The 12,930-nt window shown below is 63.7% G+C and carries 10 protein-coding genes; 2 read left to right on the top strand and 8 right to left on the bottom strand.

Annotation, left to right across the window (positions count from 1 at the left end; translation table 11 throughout):
* Positions 1-36: 36 nt before the first annotated feature.
* Genes HU737_RS08100 through HU737_RS08085 form a run of 4 tightly spaced genes read right to left on the bottom strand, consistent with a single transcriptional unit; the run spans position 37 to position 2,883 of the window.
* Positions 37-774, bottom strand: coding sequence for an amino acid ABC transporter ATP-binding protein (locus HU737_RS08100; protein ID WP_186553399.1), 738 nt, complete (start codon positions 772-774; stop codon positions 37-39).
* Positions 761-1,408, bottom strand: coding sequence for an amino acid ABC transporter permease (locus HU737_RS08095; RefSeq protein WP_186553400.1), 648 nt, complete (start codon positions 1,406-1,408; stop codon positions 761-763). The genes HU737_RS08100 and HU737_RS08095 overlap by 14 nt, the downstream gene beginning before the upstream one ends.
* Positions 1,409-2,074 (bottom strand): amino acid ABC transporter permease, encoded by a 666-nt coding sequence (locus HU737_RS08090; RefSeq protein WP_186553401.1) that lies wholly within the window; start codon positions 2,072-2,074, stop codon positions 1,409-1,411. It abuts the gene before it with no gap.
* 23 nt (positions 2,075-2,097) lie between these two features.
* Positions 2,098-2,883, bottom strand: coding sequence for a transporter substrate-binding domain-containing protein (locus HU737_RS08085; protein ID WP_186553402.1), 786 nt, complete (start codon positions 2,881-2,883; stop codon positions 2,098-2,100).
* 275 nt (positions 2,884-3,158) lie between these two features.
* On the opposite strand from HU737_RS08085, the gene HU737_RS08080 reads away from it, so the two are divergent.
* Positions 3,159-3,851, top strand: coding sequence for a FadR/GntR family transcriptional regulator (locus tag HU737_RS08080; protein ID WP_186553403.1), 693 nt, complete (start codon positions 3,159-3,161; stop codon positions 3,849-3,851).
* A 498-nt stretch (positions 3,852-4,349) separates the two neighbouring features.
* Positions 4,350-5,675: an MFS transporter gene (locus tag HU737_RS08075; RefSeq protein WP_186553404.1), complete on the top strand. Its 1,326-nt coding sequence runs from the start codon at positions 4,350-4,352 to the stop codon at positions 5,673-5,675.
* Positions 5,676-5,762: 87 nt separating this feature from the next.
* Here the strand turns inward: HU737_RS08075 and HU737_RS08070 are convergent, their stop codons facing one another.
* The 4 genes from HU737_RS08070 to pobA form a co-directional block, all read right to left on the bottom strand.
* Positions 5,763-8,891, bottom strand: coding sequence for an efflux RND transporter permease subunit (locus HU737_RS08070; RefSeq protein WP_186553405.1), 3,129 nt, complete (start codon positions 8,889-8,891; stop codon positions 5,763-5,765).
* A 15-nt stretch (positions 8,892-8,906) separates the two neighbouring features.
* The gene (locus HU737_RS08065) at positions 8,907-10,124 is read right to left on the bottom strand and encodes an efflux RND transporter periplasmic adaptor subunit (RefSeq protein ID WP_186553406.1); all 1,218 of its coding nucleotides are present in this window, start codon (positions 10,122-10,124) and stop codon (positions 8,907-8,909) included.
* Between the two features lie 29 nt (positions 10,125-10,153).
* The gene (locus HU737_RS08060) at positions 10,154-11,398 is read right to left on the bottom strand and encodes a TolC family protein (protein ID WP_437182254.1); all 1,245 of its coding nucleotides are present in this window, start codon (positions 11,396-11,398) and stop codon (positions 10,154-10,156) included.
* Positions 11,399-11,643: 245 nt separating this feature from the next.
* A complete protein-coding gene (pobA, locus tag HU737_RS08055; RefSeq protein ID WP_186553407.1) occupies positions 11,644-12,831 on the bottom strand; it encodes a 4-hydroxybenzoate 3-monooxygenase in 1,188 nt (395 codons plus the stop codon).
* Positions 12,832-12,930: the final 99 nt, after the last annotated feature.

The following is a 12,930-nucleotide window of genomic DNA, read 5'->3' as shown; positions in this document are numbered from 1 at the left end:
GGCTGCTGCGCAGCCCCAATCATAGCGAACCCCCTGCTAACCCACCTGCGCCACCGCACCAATGAAGTTGGCCAACTCCGGCGTCTGCGGCGCGGCGAACACCTCGCGTGGATTGCCCATTTCATGCACCTTGCCCTGGTGCATGAACACCAGTTTGTCCCCTACCTCGCGGGCAAAGCGCATCTCGTGGGTGACCATGATCAAGGTCATGCCCTCCTTGGCCAGCTGGCGCACTACGCCGAGCACTTCGTTGACCAATTCCGGGTCGAGCGCCGAAGTGATCTCGTCGCACAGCAGCACTTTGGGCGACATCGCCAAGGCGCGGGCGATCGCCACGCGCTGCTGCTGGCCGCCTGACAAACGATCCGGATAGGCATCGAACTTCTCGCCCAGTCCGACTCGTTCGAGCATCTGGTGAGCCAGTTGCCGGGCCTCGGCCTTGCTGGTCTCTTTCACCACTTGCGGCGCCAGCATAACGTTCTCGCCAACCGTCAAGTGCGGGAACAGGTTGAACTGCTGGAACACCATGCCGACCTTCTGGCGCAGCGAGCGCAGGTCGGCGCGGGCAGCGTCGAGGTACTCGCCATCAACCTCGATCACCCCGTCACTGATTGACTCCAGGCCATTGAGGGTGCGCAGGAAGGTGCTCTTGCCAGAGCCGCTGCGGCCGATGATGGCGACCACCTCACCTTCCTCGATGCTCAGGTCGACGCCCTTGAGCACATGGTTATCGCCGTAGTACTTGTGCAGCGCGGACACTCTAAGCAGGGGCATGCAGCCTCCTTTCCAGATAACGGGCGCTCAGCGAGAGCGGATAACACAGGATGAAGTAACCCAAGGCCACCAAGCCGTAGGTCAGGAACGGTTCGAAGGTGGCGTTGGCCAGCATGCCGCCCGTCTTGGTCAGCTCGGTGAAGCCAATGATCGAGGTCACCGCCGTGCCCTTGACCACCTGCACCGAGAAGCCCACCGTCGGCGCAATGGCAATGCGCAGGGCCTGCGGCAGAATCACATGACGTAACTGCTCAAGCCGGCTCAACGCCAAGCTGCCGGAAGCTTCCCACTGCCCGCGCGGGATCGACTCGACGCAGCCGCGCCAGATCTCGGCCAGAAACGCACTGGTGAACAAGGTCAGGGCGATGGCTGCCGCCATCCAGGCCGAAACGTCGATACCGAACAGGGCGATGCCAAAGAACACCATGAACAACTGCATCAGCAGTGGCGTGCCCTGGAACAATTCGATATAGCCCCTGGCCAGAGCGCGCCACAGGCCGCTATCGGAGATCCGCGCCACCAGCAGCAACAGCCCGGCGATCCCGCCGCAGACAAACGCCACCAGCGACAGCAGCACTGTCCACTGCAAGCCGATCAGCAGGTTGCGCACGATGTCCCACAAGGTGAAATCCATTCAGCGTCTCCCCATCAGCAAGCGCTGACCGAGCCAAGCCAGCAACTGGCGCACGACAATCGCCATGACCAGGTACAGCAGCGTGGTCAGCAGGTAAGTCTCGAAGGCGCGAAAGTTGCGCGACTGAATGAAGTTGGCAGCAAACGACAGCTCTTCGGTGGCGATCTGCGAACACACCGCCGAGCCGAGCATGACGATCACGATCTGGCTGCTCAGCGCTGGCCAAACCTTGGCCAGCGCAGGCTGCAGCACCACATGGCGGAACGCTTCGAAGCGGCTCATGGCCAGTGCCGCGGCCGCCTCCAACTGCCCCTTGGGGATTGCCACGATACCTGCGCGGATGATCTCGGTGGAGTAAGCACCCAGGTTGATCACCATCGCCAGCACCGCTGCCTGCCATTCCGTCAGGCGCACCCCCAGCGCCGGCAGACCGAAAAAGATGAAGAACAATTGCACAATGAACGGTGTGTTGCGGATCAGCTCCACATACACCCCAAACAGTGCATCGAACGGCCGCAGCCGCCAGGCGCGCACCACCGCGCCAAGCACCCCGATGGCCAGCCCGAGCACGGTGCCAACCACGGTCAGTTGCAGGGTGAACAGCGCCCCTTTGAGCAACAGGTCGGCCTGGGCCAAGACCGGGGCGAAATCAAATTGGTAAGCCATCGATCAACAACTCCAGGTGCCGCTCAAAGATCGGCCGGCAGTGGCTGCTTGAGCCATTTCTCGGCATTGCGATTGAGGCTGCCATCGGCCTTGGCCGCATCCAGGGTGGCGTTGACCTTGTCCAGCAGCGCCGGCTCTTGTTTGGCCAGGCCGACATACACCGGCGAGTCCTTGAGCTTGACCTTCATCACCGGCACTTTGGCCGGGTTCTTCTCAGCGATCGCCGACATCACCACGCTGCCGCTGGCGATCAGCTCGACCTGGCCGGCCAGGTAAGCGGCAATGGTCGAGTTATTGTCTTCAAAGCGCTTGATGGTGGCGCCCTTGGGGGCCACGGCGGAGAGTTCCATGTCTTCGATCGAGCCACGGGTGACGCTGATGGTCTTGCCAGCGATGGCTTCAATGGTATCGATGCTCGCTTCAGCCGGACCGAACACGGCCAGGTAGAACGGCGCGTACGGCCGGGAGAAATCGATCACTGCAGCGCGCTCGGGGTTCTTGCCCAGGCTTGAGATGACCAGGTCGACCTTGCCGGTGGTGAGAAACGGAATACGGTTGGTGCTGTTGACCGGGGTCAGGGCCAGCTTGACGCCCAGTTTGTCGGCCAGCAGCTGCGCGGTGTCGATGTCCAGGCCGCGCGGCTTGAGGTCTGGGCCTACCGAGCCGAATGGCGGAAAGTCTTGCGGCACGGCCACTTTCAACACGCCACGGGCAGTGATGTCGGCGAGGGCGTCGGCCTGGGCCTGGGTCACAGCCAGGGCACCGGCGCAGAACAGGGAAGCCAGGAACAGGGAGCGGAAGGTAGTCATGCAATAGCCTCGCGTGGGTCCGGGGTGATCAGTCCTGGTGACCAGTGCACGGGGCATGCCAGAGTGAAGAAAAACCTGTTGAAACACGCACAAGGCGCGGCGCTACACGGTCTTACTGGTCTGAACAGTTGCACCTTCATACGCCCTGTCATCGTCAGCGGGCGCCCCGCATTCGTGCAACCGACACACCCTCTGCGCCAGGCCAGGGCAAGGCTTGCCAGCGCGCCTCAGAGCCCGTAAAAGGATCGGACATCGCCCCTACCGGTCTGAACAGCATGCTCGACACCCTCCCCCGCGCCGTCCCGGAGATCGCCCTGCAGGCGATCCGCAAACTGATCGAGGACGGCGGCTACCTGCCTGGCGATGCCCTGCCCTCGCAGCGCGATCTCTCCGAACAGCTGGGGGTGAGCCGCGCCTCCTTGCGCGAGGCGTTGTCATCGCTGAGTGCCTTGGGCGTGGTCAGTGTCCAGCCAGGTAAGGGCGTGTTCGTCCAAGAGCCTGCTGCCCAGACGCCAGCGGGTTTTAGCTGGCCCTATGCCGAGCAGGTCTCGGCGGCCGACACCTTCCAGCTGCGCTATGCCCTGGAAGGCTTCGCTGCCGGGCAAGCGGCACTGAACCTGACCGCCGATGACATCGACCGCCTGCAAGACAATGTCGACGCCATGCGCCAGGAGTTACGCGCAGGCAATTTCGAAGCAGCGGCGCGGCTTGATTTCGCCTTTCACCAGGCGCTGCTGCAGGCCAGCGGCAACCGCGCGATGCTGCATGTGATCACCGCCAGCCAGGATATTTTCCTGGAAAGCCAGAAGCTGCCGTTCATACGGCCTGAGCGGGCGATGGAGACCTGGCAGGAGCACAGCAAGATCCTGCGCGCCCTGGCGCGCCGCTCGCAGGTGGGGGCACAGCGAGCGATGCAGGAGCACATTCGCAATGCTGCATCACGCACTGGGGTGGTGTTTTGCGTTTAGGACAGCGGTGAGCCTGTCCCGGCCTCTTCGCGGGCAAGCCCGCTCCCACAGTGGCCCGCGTAGACAGGTAGAGCTTTGCTATGCCTAGGCGCATGGCGCATGGCCCTGAATACACAAATGCCTAAGATCACCGCTAACCCTGTGGGATCGGGCTTGCCCGCGAAGAGGCCGGTGCTGTCGCCACAGCAGCAATGGTTGAAATAGATATCTCCCACAGGGGGCCGCGTGGACAGGTAGAGCTTTGCTATGCCAAGGCATATGGCGCAAGCCTCTGAATACACAAATGCCTAAGATCCGCCAACCCTGTGGGAGCGGGCTTGCCCGCGAAGAGGCCGGTGCTGTCGCCACAGCAGCAATGGTTGAAATAGATATCTCAATGTCGCCCACAACCAAGCGCACCGGGCCACCTCTCGGTCTACTGGCAGCCACAACAACGATGACGCGGCGCGACCGCGGCACTCTCATCCAGGCTGCCAATGGAAACCGGAGCGTATCGGTATGTCCACACCCCATGAGGTCTCCCCCGCCACTTTGCGCCGAGTAATCGCCGCATCGGCCGTCGGCAATTTCGTCGAGTGGTTCGACTTCGCCGTCTATGGCTTTCTCGCCACCCTCATCGCCAGCCAGTTCTTCGACAGCTCCGACCCCAGCGCCGGCCTACTCAAGACCTTTGCCGTGTTCGCCGTGGCATTTGCCCTGCGGCCATTAGGCGGCATCGTGTTCGGCGCACTGGGTGACCGACTAGGCCGCAAGCGCGTATTGTCGATGACCATTTTGCTGATGGCAGGCTCCACCACGCTGATCGGCCTGTTACCCACCTACGCCAGCATTGGCCTGGCGGCGCCGATCTTGCTGACCCTGGCGCGCTGCCTGCAGGGCTTCTCCGCTGGCGGTGAATACGCTGGTGCCTGCGCCTACCTGATGGAGCACGCACCCAACGACAAACGCGCCTTCTATGGCAGCTTCGTGCCAGTCTCGACCTTCTCTGCATTTGCTTGCGCCGCCGTGATCGCCTACTCCCTGGAAGCCAGCCTGAGCGCAGAAGCGATGAATGCCTGGGGTTGGCGTGTGCCGTTTCTGGTCGCAGCGCCGCTGGGCCTGGTCGGCCTCTACCTGCGCTGGCGCATGGAAGAAACCCCAGCCTTTCGCGCGGCCATGGCCGAGGGCAAGGAGCACGCCCATTCGCCACTCAAACAGACGCTGCGCAATCATGGCCGGGCCATTCGCAACCTCGGCGCGTTCATTTCGCTGACGGCGTTGTCGTTCTACATGTTCACCACCTACTTCGCCACCTACCTGCAGATGGTTGGCAACCTGACTCGCGCCCAGTCGCTGCTGGTGTCCACCGTCGCGTTGCTGTTCGCCGCAGCCGGGTGCCCGTTGGCCGGGGCCTTCTCCGACCGCGTGGGGCGGCGCAAGACCATCGGCTTTACCTGCCTGTGGGTAATGATTGCGGTGTTCCCGGCCTACTGGCTGGCCAGTTCCGGGTCGATGACCGGGGCGTTGCTTGGGGTGATTCTGCTGGCCATCGGCGCGCTGATGAGTGGCGTGGTGACCGCCGCACTGCTGTCGGAGAGTTTCCCGACGCGCACGCGCTATACCGCCTCGGCGATCACCTACAACGTGGCCTACACCTTGTTCGGCGGGACCGCACCCCTGGTGGCAACCTGGCTGATCGGCCAGACCGGCAGCAGCCTGGCGCCAGCCTTCTACTTGGTGGTGATTGCCCTGATTGCGTTGCTAGGCGGGTTGGCATTGCCGGAAACATCACGCATCTCGTTGCATGATGAAGTGCCGTGCGCACAGCCCAGCCCTGCGCTGTAGTTGCAAAATGCTTTGGCCTCATCGCAGGACAAGTAGCAGCGACGTGTCCCGCGATGAGGCCAGATCAAACAGCACAAACAGACAGTCTTACTCTTCGCGTCGATGCACCCACTGATACAGCGCTGGCAACACCAGCAGGGTCAACGCGGTGGACGACAGGATCCCGCCGATCACCACGGTCGCCAGCGGTCGCTGCACTTCGGCACCCGTGCCGGTCGCCAAGGCCATCGGAATGAACCCCAACGACGCCACCAGCGCGGTCATCAAGACTGGCCGCAAGCGGGTCAGCGCGCCCTCTTCGATGGCCACGCGCAGGGGTCGGCCTTCCTCGCGCAGGCTGCGGATGAAGGCAATCATCACCAGGCCATTGAGCACTGCCACCCCAGACAGGGCGATAAAACCCACCCCAGCCGAGATCGACAGCGGGATATCCCTAAGCCACAGCGCCAACACCCCACCAGTCAAGGCAAACGGAATCCCGGTGAACACGATCAGGCCGTCCTTGAGGTTGCTGAACATCATCAGCAGCAGTGCCATCACCAGCAGCAGCGCCACCGGTACCACCACTTGCAACCGCTCGGCAGCCGACTGCAGCTGCTCGAACTGCCCGCCCCAGCGGGTCCAGTAGCCGGGCGGGATCTGCACCTTGTCGATCAGGGTCTGCTGGGCTTGCTCGACGAACGAGCCCAGGTCACGCCCACGCACGTTGGCGCTGACCACCACCACCCGCTTGCCGTCTTCGCGGCTGATCTGGTTCGGTCCCAGTTCCAGGTTCAGGCTCGCCACCTGCGACAGTGCAATGAAGCCAATCTGCCCCGCCGCAGCGTTCGCCGGCACTGGAATGAGCAGGTCCTGCAGGCCATCGACATCGGTGCGCAATGTTTCCGATAAGCGCACCACCATGTCGAAACGGCGGTCGCCTTCATACAACGTGCCGGCCGTGCGCCCACCCACGGCGATGGCGATGGCGTCCTGCACATCGCCGACGTTCAAGCCATAACGTGCGGCCTTGTCGCGCTCGATAGCGATGGTCAGCACCGGCAGGCCGGTGGTCTGCTCGGTCTTCACTTCCGATGCGCCGGGCACCTGTTGCAGGGTCGCGGCGATCTGCGCGGCGGTGCGGTTGAGGGTGTCCATGTCGTCGCCGTAGACCTTGACCGCGACATCGCTGCGCACCCCGGAGATCAGCTCGTTGAAGCGCAGCTGGATGGGCTGGGACAGCTCGTAGTTACTCCCCGGGATACCGGCAGCGGCGCGTTGTACCTGGGCGATCAGTTCATCTCGCGGCTTGCCAGGGTCGGCCCACTGCTCACGCGGCTTGAGCATCACATAGGCATCGGAGATGTTCGGCGGCATCGGGTCGGAGGCAATTTCGGCGGTACCGGTACGGGCGAACACGCGCTCAACCTCCGGCACCTGCTGGATGATGGCTTGTTCCAGACGCTGCTGCATCTGCACTGACTCGCTCAAGCTGGTCCCCGGCACGCGCAGGGCTTGCAGGGCGAAGTCGCCCTCGCTAAGGCTGGGGATGAACTCGCTGCCCATGCGGCCAGCCATCACCCCCGACAGCAGCACCAAGGTCGCAGCGCCAGCAAACGCCAGGTTGCGATGGCCCAGTACCCAACTCAGCACCGGGGCATAGCGCAAGCGCGCAGTGCGCATCAGCACGCCCTCTTCTTCCTTGACCTTGCCGGTGACGAACAGCGCGATGGCCGCCGGCACGAAGGTCACCGAGAGGATCATCGCCCCGAGCAGCGCCAATACCACGGTGAACGCCATGGGGTGGAACATCTTGCCCTCGACCCCGGTCAGGGCAAAGATCGGCAGGTACACCACCATGATGATCAACTGGCCGAAGATCAGCGGCCGACGCGCCTCGCGGGCGGCGGCGAACACTTCATGGAAGCGCTCGCTGCGGCTCAGCATGCGGCCATGGCGCTGCTGGGCATGGGCCAGGCGGCGAATGGCGTTCTCAACGATCACCACCGCGCCATCGACGATGATGCCGAAGTCCAGCGCGCCCAGGCTCATCAGGTTGGCACTGACCTTGTTGCTGAACATGCCGGTGAAGGTGAACAGCATCGACAGCGGGATGACCATGGCGGTGATCAGCGCGGCGCGGATGTTGCCCAGGAACAGGAACAGCACGGCGATCACCAGGATCGCGCCTTCGACCAGGTTCTTCTTGACCGTGGCAATCGCCTTCTCGACCAGGTTGGTGCGGTCATAGACCGTCACTGCGACCACGCCCTTGGGCAGGCTACGGTTGATCTCGACCAGCTTGGCTGCCACGGCCTGGGACACCGCCCGGCTGTTTTCGCCGATCAGCATGAACACCGTGCCCAGCACCACTTCGCGGCCATTCTCGGTAGCCGCGCCTGAGCGCAGCTCCTGGCCCAAGCCGACTTCGGCGACGTGACTGACCCGGATGGGCGCGCCATCGGCGCTGGAGATCACCACATTGGCAATGTCCTCGGCCGAGGCCACTTGCCCCGGCGCACGAATCAGCAGTTGCTCGCCGTTGCGCTCGATGTAGCCTGCGCCGACGTTGGCATTGTTGCGCTCCAGGGCGCCGATCAGGTCATTGAGGGTCAGCTTGTAGGTGGCCAGGCGCTTGAGGTCCGGGGCAATCAGGTACTGCTTGGCATGCCCGCCAATGCTGTTGACCTCGGCCACCCCTGGCACGTTGCGCAGTTGCGGCTTGATGATCCAGTCCTGGATCACCCGCAGGTCGGTGGCGCTGTACGGCGTACCGTCGTCCTTGAGCGCGCCCTCCTGGGCCTCGATCGTCCACAGGAAGATCTCACCTAAGCCGGTGGAGATTGGCCCCATGGCTGCCTCGATGCCCTCGGGCAACTGTGCGCGAGCCACTTGCAGGCGCTCGTTGACCAATTGCCGGGCGAAGAAGATATCGGTGTTGTCAGCGAAAATCACCGTCACCTGCGACAGGCCCGAGCGCGACAGCGAACGGGTCTGCTTGAGCCCAGGCAAGCCGGCCATGGCCGTCTCGATGGCAAAGGTGATGCGCTGCTCGGTTTCCAGCGGCGAATAACCGGGGGCAGCGGTATTGATCTGCACCTGGACGTTGGTGATATCGGGTACTGCGTCGATCGGCAGCTTCTGGTAGCTGTGGATGCCCACCGCCGCCATCAGCAGCACAGCGAGCATCACCACCAAGCGCTGCTCGATGGCGAATTGGATGATGCGTTCAAACATGCTGGCGTCCCCGAATCAATGGCTGTGCTCGGCCGAACCCTTGCCGAGTTCGGACTTCAGAACGAAGCTGCCAGCGGCGGCCACTTGGGTCCCTGCGCTCAGCCCCTCGGTGATTTCCACCTGGCCGGCGTCACGTCGGCCGGTCTTCACCGGGCGGGCCTCGAAGCCTTCTTCAGTGCGGGCAAACACCACGGTTTGCTCCTCCCAGGTTTGCAGGGCGCTGTCCGGAACCACCACGGGTGCGTCGAAGCGCTCGACGTTGACCGCGATGTTGACGAACAACCCTGGGCGCCAGGCGCCATTGGGATTGGCCAGGGTGGCGCGGACAGTGGCGGCGCGGTTCTGCTCGCCGAGCAGGCTGCCCACGTAATTGACCGTGCCTTCGACCTGGGCGCCCAAGTCTGGCGCGCTGACCGTGACCGTACGGCCGCTGACGACCTTGTCCAGATCACGCGGCGCCACGGCAAAGGTGGCCCAGACGCGGCTCAGGTCAGACAGGGTGAAGGCATTGCTGGTCTCGTCGACCACCTCGCCCATGGTCAGGTGCTTTTCCACCACCATGGCATCGAAAGGTGCGCGCAGTTCGTAGCGATTACCGGCGCCGGCCGGGGCCACTGCGGCGACTTTCTGCCGGGCATTGGCCAGGGCAATCTGCGCCTCTTGCAGCGCTTGACGCGCTTGCAGGTAGTCCTGCTCGGCGCTGATGCGTTCCTGCCACAGCTGCTGCTCACGCTTGAAGGTCAGCTGCGCCAGCTCCAGTCGGCGCTGTGCGGCCTGCTGTTCGCTACGTAGCTCGGAAATCTGCTGGCTGGCGATCACCGCCAAGACCTGGCCACGCTTGACTGCCTGGCCCAGATTGGCATGCACCGACTGCACCACCCCCGCCACCCTGGGTACCACGTGGGCAGTACGATCTTCATCGAAGCGAATCTCTCCGGGGAAGCTGATCGCCGTGCCCAGCGCGCGTGGGCCAGCGTCAACCAATTGCACGCCGGCGGCGCTGATCTGCGCCGCGCTGAGGTGCAACCTGCCCTCCTCTTCATGCCCTTTGCCGCCTTCCTCGCCGTGGGCATGGCCCGCCTCTTCCTCGTGGCCATGGCCCTGTTGGCCATGCTCATCGTGGCCAGCCTGGCTGCTGGCTGCCGGGCTGAGGTTACCGGTCCAGGCCAGGCCGCCGATGCCGAGCACAGCGACGGTGGCGACCAGGATGGCGATCTTGCGTGTATTGTCCATTGTCACTCCCAAGGCATTGATTCAATCGTTCAGGGCTGTGCCGATCCGCCAAGCGCATCGAGGTCGCCATAGATGCGCTCGACCTGGGCCCGCGCATCGGTCGCCGCCGCCAGCGCATCCAGGTACAACCCGCGCGCTTCGATCAGCGTGCGCTGGGCATCGAGCACATCGAGGAAGGCGAACTTGCCCATCTCAAAGCCACGGGTCGCGGTGTCTACCGCTTGTTGGGCCGAGGGCAGGATGGTGCGGTCGTAGGCCTGCACTTCGTGCATGGCGGTGGCCCACTGGCTCAGCGCATTGCGCGTGTCGCTGCGCAGGCGCAGCTCGGTGGCGTTGCGTAGGTCGCGGGCTTGGTCGGCACGGCGTGCCGCAGCGAGGACATTGCCTTGGTTGCGGTCGAACAATGGCAGCGGCATCGACAGCCCCACCACATTGACCCGCTCGCGGTCCTCGCGGCTGTATTGGCTGCCGACGCTGACGGTGAGGTTGGGGATGCGCTGGGCCTTTTCCGAGCCGAGCGCGGCATCACCGCGACTGATCTGGGCCTGGGCCTGGCGCCATTCGGCGGTTTGCTCGACTTTTGCGAGCAAGGCTTCGGCCTGGGGTGCCGGCCCCGGCGATAGGCTCGCGGCATCGAGCGTGTCGAAATCAGCCAGTGGACTGCCGATCAAACGTGCCAGCAACTGGTAGGCCACCCGCTGCTCGGACTCGGCGCGGCGTGCCTGGGCCTGCGCCTGGGCGAGCTGAACCTGTGCGCGGGTGGCTTCGACCGGCGATGACTGGCCCGCCTTGACCCGCCCCTCGACTACCCGCAGGCCACGCTCGGTCAGGCGCTGCGATTGCTGCGCCAACTCCAGCGCCGTCTGCGCCCGCAGGGCGGCATGAAACGCCTGCACCACATCGGCGCGCAAGCCGTTGCGCTGGCGTTCGAGCTCCAGTTGGGCAAGGTGTTGCCCGGCGCTGGCGACATCGATGCGCGCGCCGCGCTTGCCGCCCAACTCCAGGGGTTGGCTAAGGGTAACGGTGGTGGTGCTGGTGTCGCGACGGGTGTCCTCGACTTCCCAGGACAGCTCCGGGTTGGGCAGCAATCCGGCCTGACGGCGCTCGCCCTCGGCGATGCCGATCTCGCGCCCAGCGGCAGCTAAATCCGGGTTCTGCGCAAAGGCAGCATCGAGCGCCTGCGACAGGCTCAGGCTCTGCGCCTGCACCGCTGTGGCGGCAAAGCCGCTAAGCAGCAGGCAGAGCAAAAGGCGCTTGTGGGGGGTGGCACGGATCCACGGCACGGTACAGGTCCTCGTCGGCAAGTGGCGAAGGACTGTAGGGAGGCACGGTTATCGGCGCGGTGGCGGCAACATTACAATTTTGTAATGCAGTGGTTTATCCGGATGTTGGCGTCATCGACGCAGCGCAGCTGACAGCGAATGATCCATTAGAGATGTGGAAGTGGACCTGCCCGGGACGCCGAATCGCCGTGAAGGACCGCAAAGCGGCCCCAACACTGACAGTTCAGGCAGAAGTATTACTCCACCGCCTCAAACGGCAACCCCACATAGTTTTCGGCAATGTTCACCAACCCCGCCGGCGAATTGAGGAAGTACTCGCGATCCGCCTCCTGCATCTTGCGGTCCCAGTCATCCTTGTGCTCGCCAAAATCATGCAGCAGTTGGGTCATGAACCAGCTGAAGCGCTCGCCCTTCCACACCCGGCGCAAGGCCAGCGGCGAGTATTGCTCCAGCAGATCGGTACGCCCCTCGCGGTAGACCTTGAGCAGAATCCGGTACAGGTAATTGACGTCCGAGGCGGCCAGGTTGAGGCCTTTGGCGCCAGTCGGCGGGACGATGTGCGCGGCATCACCGACCAGAAACAAGTGACCATACTGCATGGGCTCAACCACCAGGCTGCGCAGCGGTGCGATGCTTTTTTCCAGGGCAGGCCCCGTGACTAGCCGATCTGCCACATCCTGCGGCAGGCGCGCCTTGAGTTCGCTCCAGAAACGCTCATCGCTCCACGCTTCGACACGCTCATCCAGCGGCACTTGCAGGTAATAGCGGCTGCGGGTTGCCGAGCGCTGGCTGCACAGGGCGAAGCCCCGTTCGTGATGGGCGTAGATCAGTTCATGATTGACCGGCGGGGTATCTGACAACAGCCCCAACCAGCCGAACGGATAGACCCGCTCGTACTGTTTGATGACCTCCTGCGGAATGCTCTGGCGCGAGACGCCGTGAAAACCGTCGCACCCGGCAATGTAGTCGCAGTCGATGCGCTGCACCTGGCCATCCTTCTCGAATGTCAGGTAAGGCTTTTCGCCCTTGAGCTCATGGGGTTGCACATTGTTGGCGCAATAGATGATCGGCGCGCCGCAGTCTTGCCGCGCTTGCATCAGGTCACGGGTGACTTCGGTCTGGCCATAGACCATAACCGTCTTGCCGCCGGTCAGCGCCTTGAGGTCCAGGCGCTGGCGGCGACCGCCCACCAGCAGTTCGACGCCATCGTGCACCAGCCCCTCGCGATCCATGCGCTCGGCGACCCCGGCCTCGCGCAGCAAGTCGACGGTGCCCTGTTCGAGCACGCCGGCGCGAATCCGGCCGAGCACGTAGTGCGGGGTATGGCGCTCGACGATCAGGGTGTCGATGCCGGCGTTGTGCAGCAACTGACCGAGCAGCAAGCCAGACGGACCTGCGCCGATGATTGCAACCTGAGTTTTCATTGTTTTTATCTCGTGATATCGATGCCGACCCGCTAGTGGCAGGGATCGCGCATCTGCTGTTAGGGTATGCCCCTGCATTTTTACTCGCTAAAAACCGGT

Origin of the sequence: Pseudomonas urmiensis, assembly GCF_014268815.2 — a bacterium.
GTDB classification, from domain to species: domain Bacteria; phylum Pseudomonadota; class Gammaproteobacteria; order Pseudomonadales; family Pseudomonadaceae; genus Aquipseudomonas; species Aquipseudomonas urmiensis.
The sequence above is the reverse complement of the archived record's forward strand: the minus strand, read 5'-3'. Positions and strand labels throughout refer to the sequence as shown.

What these genes read in the sequence shown, in the direction of transcription:
- HU737_RS08090 (WP_186553401.1), bottom strand. Translation starts at nt 2,074, where the DNA reads ATGGCTTACCAATTTGATTTCGCCCCGGTCTTGGCCCAGGCCGACCTG.
- HU737_RS08100 (WP_186553399.1), bottom strand. Translation starts at nt 774, where the DNA reads ATGCCCCTGCTTAGAGTGTCCGCGCTGCACAAGTACTACGGCGATAAC.
- HU737_RS08065 (WP_186553406.1), bottom strand. Translation starts at nt 10,124, where the DNA reads ATGGACAATACACGCAAGATCGCCATCCTGGTCGCCACCGTCGCTGTG.
- pobA (WP_186553407.1), bottom strand. Translation starts at nt 12,831, where the DNA reads ATGAAAACTCAGGTTGCAATCATCGGCGCAGGTCCGTCTGGCTTGCTG.
- HU737_RS08075 (WP_186553404.1), top strand. Translation starts at nt 4,350, where the DNA reads ATGTCCACACCCCATGAGGTCTCCCCCGCCACTTTGCGCCGAGTAATC.
- HU737_RS08080 (WP_186553403.1), top strand. Translation starts at nt 3,159, where the DNA reads ATGCTCGACACCCTCCCCCGCGCCGTCCCGGAGATCGCCCTGCAGGCG.
- HU737_RS08095 (WP_186553400.1), bottom strand. Translation starts at nt 1,408, where the DNA reads ATGGATTTCACCTTGTGGGACATCGTGCGCAACCTGCTGATCGGCTTG.
- HU737_RS08085 (WP_186553402.1), bottom strand. Translation starts at nt 2,883, where the DNA reads ATGACTACCTTCCGCTCCCTGTTCCTGGCTTCCCTGTTCTGCGCCGGT.
- HU737_RS08070 (WP_186553405.1), bottom strand. Translation starts at nt 8,891, where the DNA reads ATGTTTGAACGCATCATCCAATTCGCCATCGAGCAGCGCTTGGTGGTG.